The organism is Psychrobacillus faecigallinarum (genome assembly GCF_014836595.1).
Lineage (GTDB): Bacteria > Bacillota > Bacilli > Bacillales_A > Planococcaceae > Psychrobacillus > Psychrobacillus faecigallinarum.
Genome location: NZ_JACSQO010000012.1, coordinates 44,899 through 69,564 on the forward strand (window position 1 = coordinate 44,899; position 24,666 = coordinate 69,564).

Sequence of the window (24,666 nt, forward strand, 5' to 3'; positions counted from 1 at the left end):
ACGTAGTACAAGGCAAAATAGCGGTCTGGCAATTGTTTTCTTGAATAGAGATGCATTATTAACCTTAAGAAACCAAATTTTTGACCTGCCCGTTACACTATCAAACGATGACGGAAATAGACAAACAAACGTAAACGCTTCACTTATATCCAAATATTGACTGAGTGCATTCAATATGCACTCTACTTTTTTAAAGTAAGAACTAGAAATAGGAGCAATTTTTTTAATTGCTCCTATTTCTAGTTTTTGTTTTTTGAAAGCCATTTATACTATCGTTTAAGCATTTCTTATATTACATACTTTTCTTTTTCTGTTAGAGGGACAAATGCCAAAATATTGTTCATTTTGAAGGTTCTCTTTGTTTTTCTTAAGTAGCAATATGCTTGAAATGAATCAGCTTTTAAACCTATTACCTTTATTCTTCTTTTGCTAATTTCCCCATTTTCATTTATATAAATCATCTCTACTAATTGATGATATTTTAAAGCTTTTAATACCAAAATACGCAAGCCCGTTTCCTCCTTTTACAGCATTGTATGAAACATACGTTCTATTTATTACTAAAAAAATATTATATCCTTTGACTTATATAAAAAAAGAACAAATTCTAGTTAGAAAATGTTCCCTTCATTTACCATGTTATTAAGTTATAGGAGATGATTGATCACTTATAATAGTAGGTTCGTGTAAAGCAGCATTATAAGCGATCAAAGTAACGCCAAGCCTTTCTTCCAATTCACTTAGCTCTTTTAATTGCTCGCTATCTAGTTCCGCAAATTTATAATCTTCCATATGGATCATCCTTTCTTTCTATTTATCATCACCTTTCTTCAATGATTTATGCATCGTATCATTAGTTTTCTAACAGCAGCTATTTTTTTAAAAGGCTTGTTTGTATATTTATTGATACATCCCAATAAAGCTATATACTGCACCGACATAACATTAACATGGTAACCCTATCAATCAATCTCAAATTATACTCTTCAAACAATTTTATTTTCTCCAATGAGTAGGAATTTTTAGTCTGTCGGGTAGCTTAGTAGAAATATCTCCGTTTGCCGCATTAATTTGCATTTGAGTGAGGAAGAACGAACCAGTTAAATCGGCTCCACTTAAATCTACATCCCTTAAATCTGCTCCTATCCAATCGACTTCTCGTAAATTTGCTTCCCGTAAGTCAGAAGCAATAAGGTATGCGCCTCTAAAACTGACACCACTTAGATTCGCACGCTTAAGCTTAGCCCCAATTAAATCTGCTCCTCTTTTTGAAAGCTGGGAATTTTTTTTGTTTTTGCTGCCATTTCTCATTGCTTCATAGCGTATTAATTCACTTGCTTTTATCAAGATTTCATTTACAAGCACCCTATATAAAGGAATATTCACCGTTAAAAGACTTTCTATTTCCAAGGATGTTAACTCTTCTGTTTTATTTATCAATACTTGGACATCCTTGTGTAAAGAAGATGTTTTATCATAAGAAAGAATTTCCGACAAATATAAAAGCATTTCATGTAGCTGATGCATAATTGGCAAGGCAAGAAACATTTGATTAGCTATGTTAGGATTATCTCTCCAATCCATTTCTTTAAAGGTCTGCTGAGATACTTTCTGTCCTGCTCCAATGCATTCAAAAACCGTACAGCCACGATATCCTTTGTTTCTTAACTCACTATGAATAGCACAACGATATTCAGACTGTAAATACTGACAAGGTCTTCCTCCGTCTTTATTGCAGGCGAAATCAGAGGAAGCCTCAAATGGTAAAGCGACACAGCATAGTCCAAAACAATTTTGACAATCTGGAACTAGGTCTGCTCGTATTTGATTAGAGTTATTAGACATAACACTTCTTCTCTTTCTTCTTTGTTTTTTTATGCTTTATGTTCTCAGTTCGGCTCTATCTGACCTATTTGAAATGAGCGTTTTTCTTGATCGCTCGTAATCGCTTCTATTACACCTTTCGAAATTTCTGAATGTGTTAGCCATCTGGATGTATTGCCTTCTTGCATAAAACCTAGCTGGACTTGATAATACGAGCAATTTTGTGAAATTGGAAGGCCGTTTCTAGTCTCTTCCACATTCGAACTACTCCCTAATATGTGATAGAGTTTCCAGTTGTGCTCCCACTTAGACATTGCTTTTATTAAAGTTGGTAAAGCTTTGCTTGCATATGAATGAACCCATGCAATAACTACACCAATTTCTCCTTTTTCCTTTATAAGCTTTTGTATCTCTTCTTCCCATTGCTGTTCATTGCTATAGTCCACATATATAGGTGTAATTGTGTGTGCTCCAGAGGATTGCTCTAAAAGTTTTTGCATCTTTGTTTGATTTCTTGCGACCACGGTTACATTGAATTTTTTTTCTTGAAGTCGTAGAGTTGCTTCTCTTAGCATTCCTGTGCCACCAATTACAAGTGCATGTTTCATCGGTTCTCCTCCTTAAACAATTGAAAATATATACAATTCTATTTTTATTGTATCAAATTGCAAGAAATTACATTTAAGAATTATTTTTCATAATTTCTATTATATAATTTGATTTACGCTTTAGGCGGACGCTTTCCGTGGGGATTATGATAAGTTAATCCAATAAGTGAATAAACAATATTTGGATAGAGTATAGTTAATACTGCTATTTGAAAGGTACTATTATCAATAATTTTATAAATAAAAAACCCCCACTGTTTAAGTGGGGGCAGAAAAGAAAATTATTCAGCTTCAGCAGCCATAAATGCCGCAGATACTTTTTCAAATTCCTCATCGCTTTCAATGTTAGCTAGCTCGTCTTCGCCTTCAATACGTAAGAAAAATACATCGAAATCTTCATCTGTTTCTTTTTGTACTTCATCCGCAAAGCCAACAGCTGCATAAGTATCTCCTTCAATTTCCAACAAACCTAATACCTCAATATCTTGTTCTTGGTCATTTTCATCTATAACAGTAAAAATATCGCCAATCTCAACTTTACCAGTGTTTTCTTCCATTCCAATCTCCTCCTAACAATGATCTAATCTGTTCAAGTTTTTCCACCTGATATTTCATCATTACATATTTAGAGGCAAAAGAAAAGAAGTAAGATTACAGGAGATGTAATTTTACATATTCTGTTACATCCTTATCCGTTGCCAATGTTAATATGTGCTGCATATGCTTCCTTAATTCTTCGTGATTCAATTTAGCTATTTGTGACCTAGCTTTCAAAATAACCGAAGGATCCATCGACAACTCATCCACGCCTAATGCAAGTAAAAGAGGTATAGCAATTTGCTCACCAGCCATTTCTCCACAAACACCTACCGATTTTCCGTTAAGATGTGCTGCCTCTACAACCTTTTGAACTGCTCTTAAAATTGCAGGATGATATGGTTGATATAAATAGGATACTTGTTCATTCAAACGATCCGCCGCAAACATATATTGTATCAAGTCATTTGTTCCGATAGAAAAAAAGTCAGCCTCCTGAGCGAATAAATCCACAATCATTACAGCTGCAGGCGTTTCCACCATCATCCCAACTTCTATGTCTTCCGATACAATAACTCCTGCATTTAAAAGCTTTTCTTTTTCTTCAAATAGAATTGACTTCGCAGTCCTAAACTCCTCCAGTGTGGAAATCATAGGAAACATAATTTTTAACTTTCCGAATTTGCTTGCCCTTAAGAGAGCTCGCAACTGTGTACGAAAAATTGTCTGCCTATCTAGACTAATCCGGATAGCTCGATAACCTAAAAAAGGATTCATTTCATTTGGGAGCTCTAAGTAAGGCAATGCCTTGTCTCCACCAATATCCATTGTTCGAATCACGGTAGGTCTGTATTCCATCTTGGAAATTACAGCTTGATAAGCTTCAAATTGTTCCTCCTCATCTGGTAGTCTATTGCGATTCATGTACATAAATTCGGTGCGAAATAAACCAATACCTTCCCCACCTTCAGAAAGAACTGTTTCTCCATCCTCAGGAGCTCCAATATTTGCAACAAGATGAACCTGATGCCCGTCCATCGTAACACTAGACATGGAAAAGTAATTTCTCAACAATTCTTCTCTTTCTTCTAATACCTTTTGTTTAGTAAGATAAAACATTTTTACGTCTTCTGGTGGATCGATTATTATTCTTCCCTCTTCACCATCTATAATAAGCAATGTACCATCTTCGATATCTAAGGTCCCTGTTTTTGTACCTACAATTGCTGGAATTCCTAATGAACGAGCCAATATTGCTGAATGAGAAGTAGTGCCCCCAATGTTAGTGATAGTTCCCTTAACATATTGCTTGTTCAAATGAACAGTTACCGAGGGAGTCAAGTCCTCTGCTACTATAATTATTTCAGAATCTATCAAGCTCAAATCAGGCAATTTTACTCCTAATAAGTCGGCAAGTAGTCTCTTTGAGACATCCTGAATATCTATAACTCGGTCTTTCATGTAATCATTATCTAGTGCGAGGAACATCGCCCTGTACATGTCTGTAATCTCAGTTAAAGCTGTCTCTGCATTTTTCCCTTCATTGATTTGTTCAATAATAGCCGCAATCCAAACAGGATCCTCTAAAACGAGCTGCTGGGCAGAAAAAATAGCAGCCTTTTCTTCTCCCAAATGTTGACGAGTTGCTGCATATATTAACTGGAGCTGTTCCTTTGTACTAGCAATGCTGTTTTTAAGTCTATTTACCTCTATTTCTGCCTCCTGGATATGGTTTTGATCATATGAAAGAATTGGTTCTACAAAGCTATACGCCTTTGCAATCGCGACACCAGTTGAAGCTGGAATCCCTTTTAACTCTCGCATAGTTCACCAATCCCATGAGAAAGTATGACTTCAGCTAGCTTTTCTAGTGCCTCAGCAGCATCGTCGCCGTCAGCAGAAATAGTAATGGTTGAATTTACAGGAATAGATAAGGTCATAACTGAAAGTATTGACTTCAAGCTTACTGACTTACCATTGAAACTCAATTCCATTGATGACCGACAAGACGCAGCACTTGAAACTAATAACGCAGCCGGTCTAGCATGAATACCTTCCTGAGCTGTAATTTTAAAACGCTTTTTCATCGTCTCACCCCCGTTAGGTTTATAGAAAAAAAGAGAGGCAGACCCAAAAGGAAGTCGGCCAGTCTTCAATTTATTACTATGTGAGTTTACTCATCTAGACACTTAGGTGAATCAACTTCTAATTTACTGGATACGCCAAATTTCAACCTTTATTTTCGAAGTTTATCTACTTCATCAGCGACAAACTGCACGCTCGTTCCAACAATTACTTGAATGCTTTTCGGACCGACAACATTAATACCATGTATACCTGATGACTTTATTTTCATTTGATCCACTTGGTCCATATCTCTAACTTCAACGCGTAAGCGAGTAGCACAATGCTCTACTGATGATACATTTGACTTGCCACCAAGACCAGCGAATATTTTAGTCGCCATCGTTGCAAATTTATTGTCAGTAGTTGATATTTCCTCAACTTGTTCAACTTCATCATCTTCTCTTCCTGGAGTTTTCAAATTGAATTTGACGATTAAGAAACGGAATAAGAAGTAGTAGATCACCGCAAATACTAGCCCTTGGACAATCAGCATATAAGGTTGATTTGCGATTGGAATGCTCAAGCTTAAGAAATAATCGATAAATCCAGCACTAAATCCAAAGCCTGCTGTCCACTGGAAGGAAGCTGCAATAAATAAAGACAAACCTGTCAAAGCTGCATGAACCACATATAATGCTGGTGCTAAGAACATAAAGGCAAACTCAAGAGGCTCTGTTACGCCTGTAAAGAATGAGGCAAATCCAGCTGCAAGCATTAAAGAGGCAGCTTGTTTTTTACGCTTTGTTTTAGCAGTATGGTACATAGCCAAAGCGGCGGCTGGTAAACCGAACATCATAATTGGGAAGAAGCCCGCTTGATACATTCCTGTTACGCCCTTGACACCAGAGCTCGACCAGAAATTTTTAATGTCACTTATTCCAATCGTATCAAACCAAAAAACAGCGTTTAACGCGTGATGTAAGCCGGTTGGGATTAAAAGGCGATTAAAGAATCCATACAGCCCTGCTCCTGCTGCACCTAATCCGCTGATAGTTTCTCCAAATGAAACCAATCCTCCGTAAACAATTGGCCAAATAAAGAATAGTGCTACGGAAACAGCAAGCATCACAAACGAAGTAACGATTGGCACCATTCGCTTACCACTGAAGAAAGCAAGGAAGTCCGGCAGCTTTACATGACTGAAGCGATTGAACATAGCTGCAGCTATAATTCCTGAAAGTATCCCTATAAATGCATTATTCACTTTTTCAAATGATGCATCTACCTCGCCTACATCAATTCCTTGGAGCAAGGAAACTGTACCTGGAGATAGCATAGTCGTTACGACTAAAAATGCAACCAAACCACTAAGCGCTGCTGCGCCGTCTCTTTCCTTGGAAAGTCCAATTGCAACTCCGACCGCAAACAGGACTGCTAAATTATCTAAAATTGCTCCTCCTGCTTTAATAAGGAAAGCTGCAACTACATTACCACTTCCCCAGCCAGTTGGATCCAGCCAATAACCTACCCCCAGCAATATAGCCGCAGCGGGCAATACAGCTACTGGAAGCATTAATGAACGACCGAGCCTTTGAATATAGCTTTTCATTGTTTAACATCTCCTATTCTCCTTATAGATTTAGGGAATCTTTAAAATGATTGCTTAAGCCAAAACAATTAACTAGCTCTGCTCACCTCCAAATTTCTTTTAATTTGTTCAATTGGAGAAAGTGGTCATCAAAACCGTTTTCCCCTGTTCGCAATGTTGTACTTGTTCTAATTGAACAGTCTTTTCTGCACTATTAGTTATGACAAGAGGTGTCACCAGACTGGCGGCATTCTCCTGTAGAAAATCCCAATCCACCTTTAGTAGCAGCTGACCTTTTTCCACCTTTTCCCCTGCTTTTACACAAGCAGTAAAGCCTTGTCCCCCTAAGGAAACAGTTTCCAATCCAACATGGATCAGAAGCTCTGTATTATCGTCTGTTCGTAGACCAATAGCATGCTTTGTGTTAGCAAGATGTATAATTGTCCCACTACAAGGAGCATGAATATTTCCTCCACTTGGCATGATGGCTACTCCATCTCCTAGCATCCTTTGACTAAACACCGGATCTGGAACATCATCTAAAGAAAGTACCTCCCCACTTACAGGGGCGAAGATGCGTAACTTCTGCTTAGAAAAAAACCTAGAAAACATACTTTTTATCCCCTTTGCACCTCTTTTATCACACTCAATAATTCCTATACACCATGTATATTGTCTAGTCCCACATTAAAGAACAGAAAAAAGGAGCAGGCAATGAAATTCATGCCAACTCCTAAAAAGAATTATCTTTTCTCTTACTCCTTCATCTAAAAAATGCTCTTTGACAAAGTTTCTTCCATCAAAGAGCATTTCAAATTATTTCAAACCACTTAAAAATTCTGTTAGCTTAGAGGCGTCTGTAATATTTTCGTTACATCGTATGCTATCCACGCAAATGGTATTTCCTTGTTTCGTAAATGTTCCTTCATTTCCTTTTTTCGAACTCACCATAAACATAGTGACGTCTTCGAGGTGATTACAGATGGCACAAATTCCTTTCTTCACTTGGTTACCATATGTTCCACGTCTTCCATGTAATTGGCCATCTTTTTCGTATATTATATACTTTCGATTAGTACCATTATCGGTGATACAGAAATAGACTGAACCAATTCTTTCTTCTACGCTTTGTTTAGGGGCCTTTAGTTTTTTATCCTTTGGAAAGAATTTTTTTATCGTATGCTCCGAAACCTCTGGAAAAGGAATTACTAAAGTTCTTAGTTCTTTTAAAAAGGCTTCTAACTGTTCCTTGTTCTCTAGGTCTAAAATTTTATCGATTAATAGCTTCTGTTCTTTGTTTAAATCCGTAAAGGCCTCACTGTTTTTTTCTTGGACAAGTTCCTTTAAAGCTTTGATAACTGCTTTATCCTTAGTAACTCCAAGCCCATTCACTAACTTTTTTGCTTGTTCCTTTAGGATGTTGTATTGAATCGGTTGAATGAATTGCTCCATATCCCTTACTCCCCACTCTAATTTTCTAATATATAAATTACCAATCTTTGTTAATAAGTGCAATTAATTAATTTTTCAAATACAGTGAGGCTTATGTCAAAATATCCAAAAGCTCAGTAATACTAAAAATTACGTGTGTTGGGATAGCTTCGCTTGGGAGAGATATTACATTATTATTTGATTCCTTTGCGAGCTTAGCTAGGAGAATATCCTCCATTCCTTCAGATCCCGCTCTTGCATTGGACTTTACTTGCTTGAAGTGGTTTGGTAGGCTCCTATTGATCCATACAGTCCTTACTCCCGTCTGGTTTGCTGGAATAATATCGTGATCAATTCGATCTCCTATATGTGCTACAACTGCTTGAAGCTCCTTAAACACCCTTGTATCTGGCTTAGCATAGCCAGCTGTATCAGGGGTAATTATTTTATCAAAACATGCAGTAAGCCCTAAAGCATCCAATACAGGCAGCTGATACTTTAAATAACCATTTGTTATAACTGCCAGTGAATATCCCCTTCGCTTTAACTCCTGCAGAACTTCTATAATTCCTTCTTCTAAGAGATAGATTGAGGTTGGCATACAATATTTTTTCACTATCTCTTCCACATTAATCGGGAGGTTCAGGTTTATGCTATTAGTATATGAATTCACAATTTGTTCCCAGTCATATGCCTCAACAAATTTTCCCTGGCTCAATAGAGTTTGATGCTCTAGGATAAATGCTTCTACACAATCTACAGAATCTCTCTTTTTCTCATGGATGATACGCTGTATCTCTGGAAACACATGACTAACAAAAGGGTTTTGCATAATGGTTCCATCCAAATCAAAAGTAATCCATTTATTCATTTTATAACAACCCCAATTGTAAATATTTTAAACCTCTGACCACAATAAAAACCCTCGCTTACACGAGGGCTCGCATTATTTAATAATTAATATATCTTCCCTTTTTAGCAATCTCATGAGCTAGACGAATAGTAGAAACCGACATTTCCGCATATGTCACTTCTTGCTTAGGATTAAATTGATTTTTAGATGTCTCAAATAGCCCGTATTTATTTGCTAGAGCGACATATCCAATGTAATCAGGATTTATATTTTTTGTATCAGCGAAGTCTACCTTGTATATATCATAGTGCTTTGCAGCATGCTCTAAGCCGAGTACTCTAATATACCATGTAGAAAGTTCTTCTCTTGTTACTGGTGAGTCTACATCAAATTTTTTGCCTTCTACGTTCAGAATTTCAGATCCAACCGCTCTTTCAATTACTTGATATAATGGATGCTTTGGATCGATATTATCAAACGTTTGCTCCATTGCTTCATTTTCATAATAATATCTTCCCTCATAGAAGTAGGTGAGAGAATTCATCAGAATTTTAAGTGCATCACCTTTTGAAATAGCAGCATCTCCATTAAAGGTTTTGGCATCCTTCACATCTAAAATCTTCGTGCTAATTAAGTAATTGAGTTCTTCCTCAGCAGTCGGGTGTGAAACAACCACTGAGCTTTGCTCTCCATATAGGCTGCTCCATTTACCGGTCTTAGCATCTAGTGTACTGTAAAGGCTATCGTTGTAGACAGGCACATACAGTAAATCATAATGCTTATTATCCTTCTTTTGCATTTGCTTTGTATAATTTAACTTTACCTTTAAAGAACTACTTAAGATTGCCATTGCCTCTTTCTCAGGAAGTACATCCTTTACAGAAGGCCACTCATCTATTTTTTGTTCATTTACATATAGGCTGCTTAGTGAGCCATCTGCAGAAACACCTACATTAATCATATCTCCATTTACTAGTATTCCATTTACTACTCGAGGGAAGGAGAAGTTATATGTTCCCATTCCTTCATCATAGTATGGCTCGTCAACTGGCATGCTAAAGTTATGCAAGGAAGAAGGAATCCATTCTTTGATAAAAGCTGTTGCTTTCGCTAAGGCTTCCTTTTGAGAAATTGGCTTTGCTACCGCTTGCTTTTCTCCTAGCTCTTGAAGTAAATATCCCATCATATTATGATATTGAACAATTTCTCCAGTAGCTTTATTAATCTCAATACTAGCACCACTTCCACCATTTTTGTGGTTATACATGTACTGAATGCTGTAAACAGTCTGACCATTATAATTTTCAATCTCATCAATTGATTGGATGCTTAGCTTCAATTTATCTGATTTATTTTGTAGGAGCTTTTCTGCAACTTTTTTAGCTTCCTCTACCGTTATTCCCTTTTGTTTTGCAGGTAGAGGTTTCTCTACAATCTTTGTAACCTTTGTCTTTGAAGGAAATTTATCTGTCAATCCATTTGCAGTTAACCATTTGCCAGTTGAAGCATGGACCCCAATAAAATTACCCGTTGGTTGATAAATCAGCTTAACCGTGCGCTCTCCTGACTGGTAATCCACATTCACCTGATATTGAAGCTCTACTTTAACATTTTCTTTTAATTTACTTAATATATCCTTTTCAGACTTAATGTTTTTTACTTCGTCAAAAGTGTTCTTTTCTTGTTTGGATGGATATTTGTAAAAATTAGTGATTTGACCATTTCCAAGAATCGTCACTTCCACGCGGTTATCCGATATTGAAATATCATTTTTGGTTTTTGAGAAGGAGAAGGAATAATTAATAGGCTCTGTTAAAATGCGAGTTGGATAATAATAATTGTTATCACTTTCTAACTTGTATGAGTCTTCCTTCAACAAACTCTTAACGAAGTCTTCTGCTAATTTTCTTGCTTCATCCTTGGAAACCTTCGCTGGAAATAAGGCATCCGATCCAATTGGTGGTGAGTACGAGTAATGTTCGATGTCTAAATTTTCACCAACAAATCCCACGTTGCCATATACTCTTTTTCCTTCAACCGTTTGAGTAAAGCTTAGATTGTATCGAGTTGTCTCATCCTCTGGGAAGTAATAGCTGCCACTACTCATTTGAAAGTCACTACTTTTTAATGAATCAAATTGCTTTGGAAAATACGAGCGAAACTTTTTAATCAAATCTTCCTTCGTATAAACAACCTCTGAAGATGCTACCTGAACTAACGGTTTATCCGGCTGCCCCAATCCCGTAGTTGCCGCGCTAGCAGTAGTAGAAAATAATCCAACGGTCAATGCAGATGAAGTCAAGATGATCCCAAGCTTATTTAATTTAACCAAGATTGTCCCCCATTTTGTAATCTCATATTTTTTATCTATCTTCCCTATGCTTGTCTATTAATTTCCCCTATGGAATAGGTTGCTTGAACATAATTTAGCTCTTAAGTCTCCTCCCTTTTATAGAAAAACACAAACCTACTTATTTATATGCTAGATAGAATCAGAATATTCCATATTTATGTTTTTTTTATACATTAATAAAGAAATAGTTTTAATGAAATTCACTTTGAGGGGATTGTAGTAATTCGAGGAGTGATTGTCGTAATCCAAGCAATGATTGTAGTAATCCATTGGGCGATTGTAGTAATTCAAGCCTGTATTGTCGTAATCTATTGGGGGATTATAGTAATCCATATCAATATTGTCGTAAACAAAAAAGATCGTGATTTTCATCACGATCTTCATTTAAGATTTATGGATTAGTTGACCATAATCCAGCTGATTTCAGTAGAATTCTTGGATTCATCTTCAGCTGGGCTACCATGAAGTCAGCAATGTCTTCTGGCTGCATAACTTTTTCTGGATTGCCATCTGTAAGATTTAATTCAACTGCCATATCTGTTGCGACAGTACTTGGTGTCAATGTTACTACACGGATATTTTGCTTTCTTACTTCTAGCATTAATGATTCACTTAGTGCGATAACTGCTGCTTTTGAGGCGCTATAAGCACTTGTGACTGGAGCACCTTTTTGGCCAGCAGTAGAAGAAATATTGATAATATCTCCTGCATTTTTTTCAATCATATCTGGTAATACTGCTCTTGTTACATAGTAAACACCCATGACATTCACTTGAATGATTTTAGCCCAATCTTCTGGGTCTACTTCAAGAAACTTGCCAAACTTTGAAATCCCAGCATTGTTTACTAAAATTTCAATTGGACCTAGCTCGCCACGAATTTTCTCAACTGCAGCATTCACAGATTCCATATTGGAAACGTCTGCAGTAGCTAAAGAAACCTTCACACCGTACGATTGCAATTCACTTGCAACTGCCTCTAAATTTTCTATTGATCTTCCCAAAAGTCCAAGGTTGATCCCCTCTTTAGCGAATGCTAAGGCTGTTGCACGACCGATGCCTCGACCTGCACCAGTAATCAATGCCGTTTTCCCTTTAATTGCTTGCATGCGAATCTCTCCTTATGTACACATTTTTCCTTACACATTTAGCGTACCCTCATTCGGAGAAAAAATATATTATTTTGCTTTAGATGGCATTTGCTTAGCAGGCGGTTTTATTTCCTTCACGCTTTCAATCAAGGCAAAAATAACGCCTAATACTAACTGAATGAACCCAAAGTACCTTAAGCTTTCATTTTGCAATCCTATAATTGTACTCACCACAATAATCATTCCAAAAATAATCATATATTTGCATATTACTAGTGGCTTAACATTCCATTCCAAAAGCTCGATTTTCAGGATAAAAAAGATAGCTCCAAATAAAAATAGTAAAGAACCTAAGTATATTAAAAGATTTTCCCCTAATAAAACTCCGCCTAGCACAATGACTGGCCCCAAAATTAGCATGAATATACGAATTATTTTGGAGTTAACAGGCTTCTTTACTCTCCTTGTTTTCCTCGAGCTAAGTACCATTGCACCTAAAAAAAATAGCCCCACCCCGTAAACCATTAAGAACGAATTATCAAGCATTTCAACCTTTACAGACATCAAAAGAGAACCACACAGCATAGATAATACTCCTAGTAAAAGTGCCATCTAACCTCCCGAACATTTTTACCTAATTATCCCATACAAAGAAAATAAATGGTATTAGTTTCAACTTAGCAAATACTTTGCTATCAATAAGGCTGTAAATGCAAAAGGGGTTTGTAATATAAATCCGAGCATTATATATAGAGGTATTTGTTTTCCCTTAATCATTTTATTTAGTAGCAATACACGTATACTATATACGCAAAACGGTATTAAAAATATAACCGCAGTAATTAGGCCGGGCACATACCTTTGAAAAAAAATACCTTGAAGGACATGACCAATTCCATTCGCTAAAAAAATTCCTCCAACCATCAGCATTAAAAATGAACTAGGAGCCATCCCTAAAAATCTTTTATTTGCTGCAGTGACTAAACAACCCACAGTAACAATCACCCATAGCAAGCTAAAGGCAAGCGTAAATTCTTCTTCTGTTACTTGAAAGGGAAGTGGCAGAATAAATTTCTCTACTGTCAAAATTTCCTCTACATCATGAAGAAGAAACACGATCGGAAACATCCATAAAAGTTTTTTTATTTTTATATCTTCCATTACTTATCATCCTATTTTATCTTGATGCTTATATCATTCTCCAAATAATTAGGATATCCCTGCAATTCAAAGGTCACTGGATTTTCATACATTCCTTTTTCTAAGGTAAATACTTGAAAATTCTCCGTATCAGAGAATCTATTAGATACGCCTATCGCGATATTCTTTCCATTTGTATCTAATCCATTATTAAAAAGAGTTTGCTTATAATGTAAATGTTCATCTAGTCTCACTGCGAATCCTTCTTCGCTTATATTTTCAAGCTGTAACGGATACTGCTCGGACATAGAAACAACCTCTTTTTTTCCAAAATCTATGACGACCTCTCGCTCATCCTTTGGTAAAGCGACTAAATCACCAATGACTAAAAATAATTCTTTTGGTTCCTGAAAATAACTGCTTTCCAAAAAAAACGTTCTTTTCGTATTATCTGCACTGCCAAAACCACTAATGGAAGAAGATCCATTTCCCCACATATCCCCATCTCCATCTTGCAATTCAATGGAAAGGAAATCAAAAATGACCATATCGTTTTGGTTATCTGTTTCTATCTCAATAGCAGCATGCAAGGGTGAAATTTTCACTTGTTCAACCGTAAACTTTTGCCCAGCTACTACCACCTCTTGATTAATATTATATTTCTTTGGTTTTGCTATTTTATTATTTAATGTAAAAGGTATTACAAATTTTAGTTCCTCCTGCCCTATAACGGACACTTCTAATTCAAAGGATGGATTAGAATAATCGATTACACTACTAGGATCAGAAATTCTAATCGTGTTCTTTATTTCATTTATTTGTTCATCTTGCGCAAAATCTGAAGTTACATATACAAGACCCAACTCTTCCTCATTCTGTAGCAGTACAGTCTTACCTAAGCGATAATCATTAACGGATCGAGGAGACTCGAGGGTATAGGAAAGTAACATTCCAGTTTCATCTGCAATGACACCGTCTAATGTAAAGGTAACCTCGTTTTCTGTGTTGGATACACCGATTTCCTCAAAATAGTTATTTTGAACACTGTCTTCTACCCCTCTGTCGTATTCAACAATTGCTACAATAGCACCCAAGCCAGGTATGCTCTCAAACACCTGAGCAAAGGCTGGAGAGATTCGGGTCATAAAGGTAAAGCCAAGGAACAGCACGGCTACTGCTGATAAGCTAAAAACTATTTTTGTTTTGCGTTGTTTTTTTCTCTGGGCTAGCTTGATACCATTCAATATGGCACTTCCAGTAGATTGACTAACCTGGATTACCTCCATCTGCTGATCCATTAATTGCTGTATCTTTTTTATACCGCTCATCAAATATCCCCCCCTCGCTCACCCATAAACACACGAATTTTCTTTAATGTATGGTGTAACCTTGATTTTACTGTCCCCTCTGGAATTTTTAGCCTTCTAGCTATTTCACTAACCTTTAAATCATTAAAGTATTTTAAATGAATAAGCTCTCGCTGTGCAGTTGGCAGGGCTTGAAGTGCTAAATTGAGATCTGGGTTAGAAGTACTTTCTTCTTTCTCTACATATTCATTTAAGGATGCTAGCTTCCCTTGTTTCTTCAATGTATCCATGCAATAATTCAACAGTATTCTTACCAGCCATGTTTGAAAAAAAGATGACTCCTTCACTTGATGACGCTTTGTATAAGCTCGATAAGTCACCTCTTGAAGAGCCTCCAGTACTTCATGCTCATTTTTCAAATAGATGAAGGCTGTTTTATATAAAACATCACGATGTATTTGCATTAGCTGTAAGAAAGCATCGTCATCTCCAGCGATTGCTCTCCTAACTAGGTGCTCCATTTTCGTTCCCCCTCTTTCGTATCTGTTAGACTCTCTCTTTAAAGAAAACGTTCAATGGAAATAAAATATATTTTAAATGGAAAAAAGCTACGTCTAACGTACTGTATTCTTCATTTTCTCTTCCTCTTCCTTTTATTTGTATGTTAAGATAGTGACCGATTGAAAGAGAGAGGTAATTGATATGAAAAAATGGATTATGTATTTGTTGTCCTTAACCATTTTGTTAGGGGCATGCAGCAGTATAGATGAACTAGTGGAAGAAACTCCATTTACAGGACCAACTGAGGAAACTCAACAAACTGAAAAAGAACCAACAAAGGTCACGTCACCAGGTACCATTCACGATATATCTAAATTTGAAGAATTTCCGTTAGTCAGCGTGATTGATGGAGATACGATTAAAATAAAATACAACGGTGCAAATGAAAATGTTCGTTTTTTATTGGTAGACACTCCTGAAACTAATCATCCAAAGCTTGGAGTACAGCCTTTTGGACAGGAGGCAAAGGATTTTACGAAACAGCTACTAGAGGGACAAGATACGGTCTTCTTAGAGTTTGACGTCTCTTATAGAGATAAGTATAATCGTCTCCTCGCCTACATTTACACTGCTGATGGCAAGAGTGTCCAAGAAGAATTATTAAAAGAAGGACTTGCTCGGGTGGCATATATATACGCCCCGAATACAATGCATGTTGACTGGTTCGAATCTATTCAAAAGTCCGCTCAACAACAAGCGGTTGGCATATGGTCTGTCGAGAATTATGTAACAGATAGAGGCTACGATAAAGAGGCGATTGAGGAGTCAGAAAAAGTTACTGAAACAGATTCAACAAAAAACAACGATGCTGATTGTACGATTAAAGGTAATATCAATTCTAAAGGTGAAAAAATCTATCATACACCTGGACAACAATATTACGAAATGACAATTGCTGAAGAGATGTTTTGTAGCAAGGAAGAAGCTGAAGCAGCAGGCTTCCGAGGTACGAAAAGATAACAATATTTTATTTCTTAATAGTTCAAACCAGCCTCATCATTCTGTGATGGGGCTTTCTTCTATATTTAACTCCTTATAAAAAGTATCAACCAATGGAATAATATTAGGTTTGGAATGATAAACTTGGTTTTGGATATTAGATAAGTCTGTATTAAAAACTGTCTTTCCATCATACAAGTAAACAGCGTATCTCCAGCCAACGCTTCCTTCCTGATCTTCATGCGGTATAAATTCAACCTCATTCACTAAATGGAGGAACTCATTGACTTTTTCTTGGTCTTCTATTGTTTTCATTTGTCCAGTACTTCCATCTTCATAAAACGTCTGAAAGGTTTTAGCTTGGAGGGGAGTCTCGACATTACAGCCAGCAAACAATAGAACGACTATTATTAATAAACGCATCATCCAAATGCTCCTTCATTGAAAATCTACATAAAACAAATAGCTACCTCTTCCTTGCTCCCACTCGGCGATTACTTGAAAAGAAGCCCTTCCCTTCAGTTCGCCAGTACTAATTTCGGATAGCTCCCCTTTTAGACCAATTTCTGATTCTAATAGAAAAGCCTCAAAGCTTTGAGGAGCGATCTCAAAGGTGAATTCCATTTTTTCTCCCACCTCGACAACAGGTGCTTTCTCTATATTCTTTACACTCGTAGGTTCTATAGCATGGGTCTCTACTGTCATCCAATCACCATTTGAATCTTTGTAACTCCATCCATAGCCAGACAGAAAGACTTTAATGGGGATTTCTCCTATAGTGACAGCTAGCTTCGGTGGTTTTTGTCTAATCACAGACTGATCCAATTGTTCTTTTTTCTTTATAGATGCTATCTTCTCCCCTTCTCCGGACCAATAAAACAGATTTAGGACAGCTGTCATCACTAAAAGTGCTACCTTCAAATAATTGTCCCCCCTTTTTGCATTAGTCGTGTATTATATACAAAAGTTACCATAAGATATGTTGAAGAAAATGACCTTAAATTGCAAAGAAGTCTGTCCGGTGATATACAAAGGAACAAACAAATAAAAAGGCAGCCCACATTAAATGGAACTGCCTTATTCTCTGAAAAATTTAATCCACATTGAAAGTAAATAAAAGCCTATAAAAGTGAAGGCTTTGATGGAAAAGATCGAATCATTTATAGTGACTAGCAAAAGCTGAACAACAAATAACAGTGTAAATGCTTCCCTCATCCACTCTGCTTTTTTTCTATGTAAAACAATTTGGATTATGATAATTACTAGAAATAGTATAGCTATTATAATATTTTCGTTTGCTATATTGTTCATGAATTCATAAGTAGCAAAAAATAACAACAGAAAATACGGCACCTCCATATATAGCCGGGGTTTCTTTTTAGCAACAACTATCACATAGATAATTACTGCAAGGATACCAAGAAAATGCCCTTTGGTTCCTCCATTAAAATAAACGATTGATAGCGGCATTTGGCTAACTAACGAAAAGTTAAATAAAATATAGGATAGCTTCCACACAAGAATATAAGTAAAAAATGCATTACTAACCCATTCTCCTACTTTTTCTTTTAAAGCCACTCGATAGAGAAAAGAACTTATAAAGACTGCTCCTATTACAATTATCCATATCGCAGGAATCGTTATTCTCCCAATTTCTAAATAAGACATTTGGAACTCCTTTTGCAAAAATAATACTAGTTTTCTCTACTATGACACATTCTTCTTTTGTTCGCAGTTATTTGTGCTCCACTTATCAATTATCTCATCCACCTGAAGAATTACCTATACTCAAATAAAAGTCATTCTTATCGCTATTTTAAACACGAAAAAATCCACACTTCTATTTTCTAGAAGTGTGGATTTTTTACTGAAAAGCTGCCTTGCCCCTCGAGGTCAAATGGTTAAAAGCTCCGGTGGCTGAGAAACTGCCTCCTCGCTTTTCTCCATTTGCTTGTCGGGGCAAACATAGGCGCTTGCGCTTTTCTTATTTGTCTAGCGCAAGCGCCTTGCCCCTCGAGGTCAAATGGTTAAAAGCTCCGGTGGCTGAGGAACTGCCTCCTCACTTTTCTCCATTTGCTTGTCGGGGCAAACATAGGCGCTTGCGCTTTTCTTATTATCGAATTGTTTTTAGAGCAGTTGCCCAAGGAATAACTTGGTCTAACATTTGATTTACAGAATCTGCTTGAACTGCAGCTGGTTTGAAATCAGTACCATTTTCAAAATCAGTAAATAATGATAAAGCTGGGTGTACGCGAACATCTGCAACTAGTAATTCCCCTAAGATTCCGCGTAAATGTTCAGTTGCACGAGCTCCACCTACTGAACCGTAAGATACGATACCTGCAGCTTTGTTGTTCCATTCTACACGAAGATAATCTAAAGCATTTTTCAATGCACCAGTAATAGAGTGATTATATTCTTGAACGATGAATACGAATCCGTCACAATCAGCTACTCTTGAAGACCAAGCAGCAGCACCTGAAGCGTCTCCGCCAGCTTCCCCTAATAATGGAAGTTTGAAGTCAGCAATATCAATAATCTCATATTGAGCATCTCCACGTTTGTCTGCTAATTCTTTCACCCAGTTACCTACTTGTGGACTTAAGCGTCCTTCACGAGTTGACCCTAAAATAATACCTATTTTTAACATTTCTTTTCCTCCTATTTCTTTTTCTTTGTTATTTTGTCCAAAAAGTTTATTCCATAAACTCATACTTATTAGCCTCCTAGTTTTAGAACGCCAAATATTCTAACCCTTATATTTCCAATTCGAGATATACACCAAAGTTACCTCAACTTCATATATATTTAATCCGAGATAATAATATCATATATAAAACTTAGAAGTCAACATTTCTTAACTTTTAATTTTATTTATACTTTATTTATAATCCAAGTGTTAAAATATAAATATCTAAATTTTCTAATAAAAAAAGGATTGTTTTAATGCATAGATACAACCATATAGAAAAATTGTTGTTTTGTTCAACTCTTTTGAATGAAAAAAAACTTCATAGGAAGCTGGAAGGTAAAACAATTCTTATCACTGGAGCCAGCTCGGGGATTGGAAAAGAGCTAGCGTTTGTTTTAAAAGATATAAACGCCCACCTCATTTTAGTAGCCAGACGCGAGGAGCAACTATTATTAATAAAAAAAGAAATTGAACAATCCAGTGCCAAAGTTAGTGTCTTTTCTGCCGATTTGAGAGAAATAGCAGAAATGGACAACCTGTTACACTTTTTACATCGACAACCTGATGGAATAGATATTATTGTGAGCAATGCTGGATTATCAATCAACCGATCCATTGAAAAATCCTTAGAACGTTATCATGATTATACTCGAACGATGGCTATTAATTACTTTGCTCCGGTTCAATTACTCCTGTCTACAATTCCTTTATTAGAAAAGAATAAGGGACAAATCATAAATGTATCTACCATTAATGCATTACTTCTTCCTATACCTTTTTGGGCAGCCTACCAGGCATCTAAATCTGCCTTTGATACATGGTTTCGATCAGCTGCTCCAGAGTTAAACGGGAAAGGTATCTCGACTACCTCCATTTATCTTCCATTAGTGAAGACTCCAATGATCGAGCCTACTGCCGCTTACCGGAATACTCCTGCCATGAGTCCAGTTCATGTAGCGAATATTATTGCGAAATCCATGTATACCAAAAACAAAATCTATAAGCCATGGTGGCTATTCATTGGTCAGATTGGTTCGTTGATTGGTCGAAGAATTTTGGAAAAAATATTACCTAGGCTTTTACTGAAAAGAGGGTTGAACAAATGATTGGTTCCTTATTACAAGTATTATGGAAGATGGGCCTCCTCTCACCTCTTGGATTATTTAGTTTAATCTCTACTATTTATACAGAAGGTATTAACTTAATGGTTTTAGTGCGACTGGCGGAAAAAAAATATGGAAATAAAATCGCGTTAGTCAGTGACAAGGAAAGCTTTACTTATAGCCAACTAGCTAAGCAATGCGAAGTAGCTTCGATTTATTTAAAAAACAATTACCATATAGGCACTGAGCTACGAGTTGCCTTTCTCTGTAAGAATCATCACTATTTTGTGCAATCTATTTTTGCTGTTTCTCGCCTTGGAGCGAACATTTATTTACTTAATCCTGATATAAGTAAGAATCAGTTTAAACAATTGGTTGATGCCTATAATTTTGACTTATACATACACGATGAAGAAGCCTTTTCACTCATAGACGAGCATCATCTATCCCATCAAGCTATTATTAGTAACTTTGCTAGCAATATTAATGAAAATATAAAAATGAGAGAAGTACCACTCAAAAAGTCCTCTAAAAGTAGTCTCGTCTTACTAACTGGAGGCACAACTGGTACACCTAAAGAAGCAATCCATAAACCTTCTATTCTTAATTACTTAAATCCGTTTTTAACCCTTTTAAAACGCTTGAAGTTAATGCAATACCAAACAGCTTATATAGCGACGCCACTATACCATGGTTATGGAATAGCTATATTGCTTACGTTTATTGCATTAGGGAAAAAAACGATAATTTCCGAGAACTTTCGAGCAGAAAAGTCAAGTAAAATTATTAGTGAGCATAAGGTCGAAGTAATCACAGTCGTTCCGCTTATGATTCATAAATTACTTCAGGTTTCTTCCAATGACTTAAGCTCTCTACAATGTATTGCTTCAGGTGGAGCCAAGCTAAATGCTAAGCTGATAGCTGAGGTTAACAACAAATTAGGGCAAGTATTGTACAACCTTTATGGAACGTCGGAGGCAGGGCTTAATATAATTGCTACTCCTCAGGATTTACAATACTCCTCTTACACTATCGGCCGATTGGTTAAAGGAGTGCGACTACAGACCATCCACAACGGGAAGCCGTTAAAGGAAGGACAGGTTGGTCAGCTTTGTATAAAAAATAAATGGTCTATGAAAAACAAAGGTGCGTCCTGGATAGAAACCGGAGATTTGGGCTATAGAGATCCGAATGGTTATTATTTCTTGTGTGGAAGAACAGACGATTTAGTTATCTCTGCTGGAGTCAATATTTATCCCATTGAAGTGGAACAAGTATTAATACTTCATCCCTCAGTAGAGGAAGTTGCTATTGTTGGCATACCTGACGAGCAGTACGGCCAAAGATTAGTAGCATATGTAGAATTAAAGAGCAGTACTGAGCATTTAACAAAGGACATCTTAATAGAATGGCTTAGCCTAAGGGTCTCTCGTCTTCAACTGCCAAAAGAAATAGTGTTCGTCGATCAATTACCATATACCGCTTTAGGTAAGCTAAATAAAAAACAGTTAGCTTGAAATAGTGGGTATTGAGCTGTAGGAATTGATGAAAGTAAAAGTGAGTCTTTTAACAGCTCTGTTGAAGAGCAAGGTTGATTTATGGAGAATGAGTTTTCCTGTAGATTTCTTTACTTTTGTCTAATGGGTGGCTAAACTATGCACAGAAAGGTGGAGCAAAATGAGAACTTTCGAGGAGTTGCACACAATTGAAGCTGTGGACAGTTTCATTTCCAGCAATCCATTATCCTTTATTTATATTTCGCATACAGACTGTAGTGTTTGTCATGCCCTTTTACCACAAGTCGGGAAACTAATGGAAAATTTTCCGGAAATACAGCTTGCACATATCAATTCCGCAGAAGTGGAAGAGATTGCAGAACGGTTCATTGTTTTTTCAGTCCCTGCGCTGCTTCTATTTATAGATGGGAAAGAATATTTACGGGAAGCGCGTATTGTCCATATGAGTCAATTCGAAGAGAGATTACAGAAGATTTATGAAGGTTATACAAATTAAAGGCTATTCTCGCATTCTGGGGGGATAGCCCTTATTTTTAATTCCTGATAAAGTGGATTCTATTTTGTTGTAGGTTTTGGCTAGTAAGTTTTTAAAAGAACTTCAAATAATTTGCAGAGGAATAAACCAACTGTTGAGAGCTATTTACCTAAGGATTGCTCTTGTTTACTACAATGTCTTCACTTTTTACGACAATCGTGCCGTATTTTACTACAATCCCAGCGGTTTTTACGACAATCCAGTTCCACTAGAAGTTTCCACTCACCTTTTACGACAATTCCTTCATTTTTTACGACAATCATGCCGTATTTTACTACAATCCAGAAGTTTTTTACTACAATCCTGTTTCACTAGAAGTCTTTTCTTACTTTATGTTAAAAAAATCCCTTTCGAATTTCTGAAAGGGATTTTTTAAGGTTATTTTTTATAATCTGCTTCTAAATCAGCGGTTGTTCGAGTGTTTTTAGAAACTACATTTCCATCCAAGTATTTATGGAAGAACCATTCGCCTGCACCGATAATAACCGCAGCGATAAATGAACCAAGTGCAATAGATCCGTTGGCATCTACTAGAGCAACTTGCATATACCAAATAGTTAGAAAGGCAATGATAATATCTCCGCCTGTCGCTATCATATTACGGACATTCTGACTGGAGCGATTTGCCGCAAGACGGAATAATAGAAAGTCTCCTAAAATGTAAGCTAATACAGTTAATACTAAGCTAGTCCAAATAGAATCCATAAATGGAACATCAAAAATGAGCGTCAAAACCACAATAAGGACTACTGCAATCATGACAAATTTAATAAGAAGTGCTTTTAAGTGATTCATAGTATGTCCTCCTTTACTTTTGTTGTATTTTTCATGTACCCTATTTCTCTCTAGTTAAATCCTGTTTTTTATGGGCTAAGCGTACTTCCATTACCTAAATAGAACTTTGCACTTACATATAAAAAGCCTCCTTCTATATAGAAGGAGGCCAAAATTATATACTTTATTTTGTTGTTTCTACTTGATTTTCTTCTTCTAGCTTACGAAGTGCAGCAGGGCTTACATCTACTCGTTTTAAGAAGAAGGCTAATACTAATGCGATTATGTTCATAACCAATGCTACTAGGAAAGAATATTGAATACCTGCTAGTAGGGCTTGTTGACCTAATAATCCCATAGATTGCTCAGTGAGAGTAGCAGGGTCTACTTTAGACATTAGACTTTCTCCTTCTTTTGTAGTCACATAATTCATGATCGATACTAGAACTGCAGTACCTATAGAACCAGCAACCTGTTGAGCAGTGTTATTAACAGCTGTACCATGCGGGTTTAAGCGTGTTGGTAACTGATTCAAACCATTGGTCATGATAGGCATCATAACCATAGACATCCCAAGCATTCGAGTTGTATAAATAGAAATAATATATAAGTATGAAGAATCTATTTGTAACGTGGACAATTCATACGTCGAAATTGCTGTAATAACTAATCCGATTATCGCTAAAAGACGTGGTCCAAACCTATCAAATAATTTCCCTGTAATCGGAGACATGATTCCCATAATAATTGCTCCAGGTAGCATCATTAAACCTGAGTCAAGAGGTGAAATGCCACGTACATTTTGTACATACGCCGGTGTTAAAATCATACCTGAGAACATTGCTACCGAGTTAACAACAGCAATTATAGACGCTAAAGTAAACATCGGATATTTATATACACGCAAATCTAATAGTGGTTCGTCTAGCTTCAGCTGACGTACAACAAAAATTACTAAAGATACAGCTCCGACTATTAAGGTTGTTAATACAATTGGGTCATCCCAACCTGCTGAGCTTGCTGTGCTGACACCATATAATAAACCACCAAAACCAAATGTTGAAAGAATGACAGATGCAAAGTCAATGGTTGCAGTTTTATCCGTCTGCATTACATTTCCTAACTTCCATACAGCTAAGCCTAAACTAATGACTGCTAACGGCAGAATCATGATAAAAAGAACACGCCAGTCATAGTACTCTACTATAAACCCTGATAATGTAGGGCCAATCGCTGGTGCTGTAATCATAACTAATCCAAAAATCCCCATTGCAGCTCCACGTTTTTCACGTGGGAAGGCAACTAGCATAACATTCATCAATAATGGTCCCATTACGGACGAACCTGCAGCTTGAACCATACGACCAGTTAATAGCAGGCCAAAATTTGGTGCCAATGCTGCCATAGCAGTACCTAATGTGAATATCGCCATTGATGTAATAAACAACGTTCTATTTGAAAACCTTCTTATTAAAAATGCGGATGCTGGTATTAATACTCCACTCACTAGCATGTAACCCGTTGCTAACCATTGTACCGTGGAATAATCGACATCTAAATCCACCATAATGGAAGGCAACGCTACGTTTAAAAGCGAGTTATTTAAAAACGACACAAATGCTCCGACAAACAGTACGGCAAGCATTAAGTACGTAGATTTTCTATTTTCAATATTACTCATCTTTCGTCTTCCCCTATTCTATTTTTCTCTTTTTATTTCATTACTCGAATTATATTAAACCATTAG

At 36.6% G+C, this 24,666-nt stretch carries 28 protein-coding genes; 5 read left to right on the plus strand and 23 right to left on the minus strand.

The genetic code is table 11. The features are described 5' to 3' along the window. Positions 1-287: 287 nt before the first annotated feature. The 12 genes from H9650_RS17975 to H9650_RS18030 all read right to left on the minus strand — a co-directional run bounded on the left by H9650_RS17975 (position 288) and on the right by H9650_RS18030 (position 11,240). Entirely contained in the window at positions 288-509 is a 222-nt protein-coding gene (locus tag H9650_RS17975; protein WP_191697847.1) for a transcriptional regulator, read from the minus strand. A 133-nt stretch (positions 510-642) separates the two neighbouring features. Next, the gene (locus H9650_RS17980) at positions 643-792 is read right to left on the minus strand and encodes a hypothetical protein (RefSeq protein WP_191697848.1); all 150 of its coding nucleotides are present in this window, start codon (positions 790-792) and stop codon (positions 643-645) included. A 204-nt stretch (positions 793-996) separates the two neighbouring features. Next, positions 997-1,845, minus strand: coding sequence for a pentapeptide repeat-containing protein (locus H9650_RS17985; RefSeq protein ID WP_191697849.1), 849 nt, complete (start codon positions 1,843-1,845; stop codon positions 997-999). A 44-nt stretch (positions 1,846-1,889) separates the two neighbouring features. Further along, positions 1,890-2,432: an SDR family NAD(P)-dependent oxidoreductase gene (locus H9650_RS17990; protein WP_144540773.1), complete on the minus strand. Its 543-nt coding sequence runs from the start codon at positions 2,430-2,432 to the stop codon at positions 1,890-1,892. Positions 2,433-2,713: 281 nt separating this feature from the next. Continuing rightward, the gene (locus tag H9650_RS17995; protein WP_151112651.1) at positions 2,714-2,989 is read right to left on the minus strand and encodes a DUF1292 domain-containing protein; all 276 of its coding nucleotides are present in this window, start codon (positions 2,987-2,989) and stop codon (positions 2,714-2,716) included. A gap of 94 nt (positions 2,990-3,083) precedes the next feature. After that, entirely contained in the window at positions 3,084-4,793 is a 1,710-nt protein-coding gene (gene ptsP, locus H9650_RS18000) for a phosphoenolpyruvate--protein phosphotransferase (protein WP_144540767.1), read from the minus strand. Beyond that, entirely contained in the window at positions 4,781-5,056 is a 276-nt protein-coding gene (locus H9650_RS18005) for an HPr family phosphocarrier protein (RefSeq protein ID WP_144540764.1), read from the minus strand. The genes ptsP and H9650_RS18005 overlap by 13 nt, the downstream gene beginning before the upstream one ends. A 149-nt stretch (positions 5,057-5,205) precedes the next feature. Next, on the minus strand, positions 5,206-6,645 hold the full coding sequence (nagE, locus tag H9650_RS18010; RefSeq protein ID WP_144540761.1) for an N-acetylglucosamine-specific PTS transporter subunit IIBC: 1,440 nt from the start codon (positions 6,643-6,645) through the stop codon (positions 5,206-5,208). Positions 6,646-6,753: 108 nt separating this feature from the next. After that, positions 6,754-7,236, minus strand: a complete 483-nt coding sequence (locus tag H9650_RS18015) for a PTS sugar transporter subunit IIA (protein ID WP_144540758.1) — start codon at positions 7,234-7,236, stop codon at positions 6,754-6,756. A 204-nt stretch (positions 7,237-7,440) separates the two neighbouring features. Next, positions 7,441-8,076, minus strand: coding sequence for a FusB/FusC family EF-G-binding protein (locus H9650_RS18020; RefSeq protein ID WP_144540755.1), 636 nt, complete (start codon positions 8,074-8,076; stop codon positions 7,441-7,443). A gap of 91 nt (positions 8,077-8,167) precedes the next feature. Next, a complete protein-coding gene (locus H9650_RS18025; RefSeq protein ID WP_144540752.1) occupies positions 8,168-8,926 on the minus strand; it encodes an HAD family hydrolase in 759 nt (252 codons plus the stop codon). A gap of 79 nt (positions 8,927-9,005) precedes the next feature. Next, positions 9,006-11,240, minus strand: a complete 2,235-nt coding sequence (locus H9650_RS18030; protein WP_144540749.1) for a PepSY1/2 domain-containing protein — start codon at positions 11,238-11,240, stop codon at positions 9,006-9,008. A 252-nt stretch (positions 11,241-11,492) separates the two neighbouring features. On the opposite strand from H9650_RS18030, the gene H9650_RS18035 reads away from it, so the two are divergent. Continuing rightward, the gene (locus tag H9650_RS18035) at positions 11,493-11,663 is read left to right on the plus strand and encodes a hypothetical protein (RefSeq protein ID WP_154309915.1); all 171 of its coding nucleotides are present in this window, start codon (positions 11,493-11,495) and stop codon (positions 11,661-11,663) included. Here the strand turns inward: H9650_RS18035 and H9650_RS18040 are convergent. The 5 genes from H9650_RS18040 to H9650_RS18060 form a co-directional block, all read right to left on the minus strand. After that, positions 11,653-12,369: a 3-ketoacyl-ACP reductase gene (locus tag H9650_RS18040; RefSeq protein WP_144540746.1), complete on the minus strand. Its 717-nt coding sequence runs from the start codon at positions 12,367-12,369 to the stop codon at positions 11,653-11,655. The two genes, H9650_RS18035 and H9650_RS18040, sit on opposite strands and share 11 nt — an antisense overlap. Positions 12,370-12,438: 69 nt before the next feature. Further along, positions 12,439-12,963: a hypothetical protein gene (locus H9650_RS18045; RefSeq protein WP_191697850.1), complete on the minus strand. Its 525-nt coding sequence runs from the start codon at positions 12,961-12,963 to the stop codon at positions 12,439-12,441. 60 nt (positions 12,964-13,023) lie between these two features. Beyond that, complete coding sequence (locus H9650_RS18050; protein ID WP_191697851.1) at positions 13,024-13,512, minus strand: HXXEE domain-containing protein; 489 nt, start codon at positions 13,510-13,512, stop codon at positions 13,024-13,026. 11 nt (positions 13,513-13,523) lie between these two features. Continuing rightward, a complete protein-coding gene (locus H9650_RS18055) occupies positions 13,524-14,819 on the minus strand; it encodes a DUF4179 domain-containing protein (RefSeq protein WP_191697852.1) in 1,296 nt (431 codons plus the stop codon). After that, the gene (locus H9650_RS18060) at positions 14,819-15,319 is read right to left on the minus strand and encodes a sigma-70 family RNA polymerase sigma factor (RefSeq protein WP_191697853.1); all 501 of its coding nucleotides are present in this window, start codon (positions 15,317-15,319) and stop codon (positions 14,819-14,821) included. Before H9650_RS18060 ends, H9650_RS18055 begins: the two co-directional genes overlap by 1 nt. A gap of 181 nt (positions 15,320-15,500) precedes the next feature. Here H9650_RS18060 and H9650_RS18065 point away from each other — a divergent pair, with 181 nt between their 5' ends. Beyond that, positions 15,501-16,319, plus strand: coding sequence for a thermonuclease family protein (locus tag H9650_RS18065; protein ID WP_191697854.1), 819 nt, complete (start codon positions 15,501-15,503; stop codon positions 16,317-16,319). Positions 16,320-16,355: 36 nt separating this feature from the next. Here the strand turns inward: H9650_RS18065 and H9650_RS18070 are convergent, their stop codons facing one another. The 4 genes from H9650_RS18070 to H9650_RS18085 form a co-directional block, all read right to left on the minus strand. After that, the gene (locus H9650_RS18070) at positions 16,356-16,724 is read right to left on the minus strand and encodes a hypothetical protein (protein ID WP_151112637.1); all 369 of its coding nucleotides are present in this window, start codon (positions 16,722-16,724) and stop codon (positions 16,356-16,358) included. A 12-nt stretch (positions 16,725-16,736) separates the two neighbouring features. After that, positions 16,737-17,219 carry a hypothetical protein gene (locus tag H9650_RS18075; RefSeq protein WP_191697855.1) on the minus strand — a complete coding sequence of 161 codons (483 nt, stop codon included), beginning with the start codon at positions 17,217-17,219 and terminating at the stop codon, positions 16,737-16,739. A 156-nt stretch (positions 17,220-17,375) separates the two neighbouring features. After that, positions 17,376-17,966, minus strand: a complete 591-nt coding sequence (locus H9650_RS18080; protein ID WP_144540723.1) for a hypothetical protein — start codon at positions 17,964-17,966, stop codon at positions 17,376-17,378. Between the two features lie 445 nt (positions 17,967-18,411). Beyond that, a complete protein-coding gene (locus H9650_RS18085) occupies positions 18,412-19,011 on the minus strand; it encodes an NADPH-dependent FMN reductase (protein WP_191697856.1) in 600 nt (199 codons plus the stop codon). A gap of 233 nt (positions 19,012-19,244) precedes the next feature. Here H9650_RS18085 and H9650_RS18090 point away from each other — a divergent pair, with 233 nt between their 5' ends. The 3 genes from H9650_RS18090 (at position 19,245) to H9650_RS18100 (ending at position 22,106) form a co-directional block, all read left to right on the plus strand. Then, positions 19,245-20,096 carry an SDR family NAD(P)-dependent oxidoreductase gene (locus tag H9650_RS18090; RefSeq protein ID WP_191697857.1) on the plus strand — a complete coding sequence of 284 codons (852 nt, stop codon included), beginning with the start codon at positions 19,245-19,247 and terminating at the stop codon, positions 20,094-20,096. Then, entirely contained in the window at positions 20,093-21,610 is a 1,518-nt protein-coding gene (locus H9650_RS18095) for an AMP-binding protein (protein ID WP_191697858.1), read from the plus strand. Before H9650_RS18090 ends, H9650_RS18095 begins: the two co-directional genes overlap by 4 nt. Before the next feature lie 160 nt (positions 21,611-21,770). Continuing rightward, a complete protein-coding gene (locus tag H9650_RS18100; protein WP_151112632.1) occupies positions 21,771-22,106 on the plus strand; it encodes a thioredoxin family protein in 336 nt (111 codons plus the stop codon). A gap of 417 nt (positions 22,107-22,523) precedes the next feature. On the opposite strand, the gene H9650_RS18105 is transcribed toward H9650_RS18100, so the two are convergent. After that, positions 22,524-22,940 (minus strand): DUF2512 family protein, encoded by a 417-nt coding sequence (locus H9650_RS18105; protein ID WP_144540708.1) that lies wholly within the window; start codon positions 22,938-22,940, stop codon positions 22,524-22,526. A 163-nt stretch (positions 22,941-23,103) separates the two neighbouring features. After that, positions 23,104-24,600 carry a DHA2 family efflux MFS transporter permease subunit gene (locus H9650_RS18110; RefSeq protein WP_225216160.1) on the minus strand — a complete coding sequence of 499 codons (1,497 nt, stop codon included), beginning with the start codon at positions 24,598-24,600 and terminating at the stop codon, positions 23,104-23,106. Positions 24,601-24,666 lie beyond the last annotated feature (66 nt).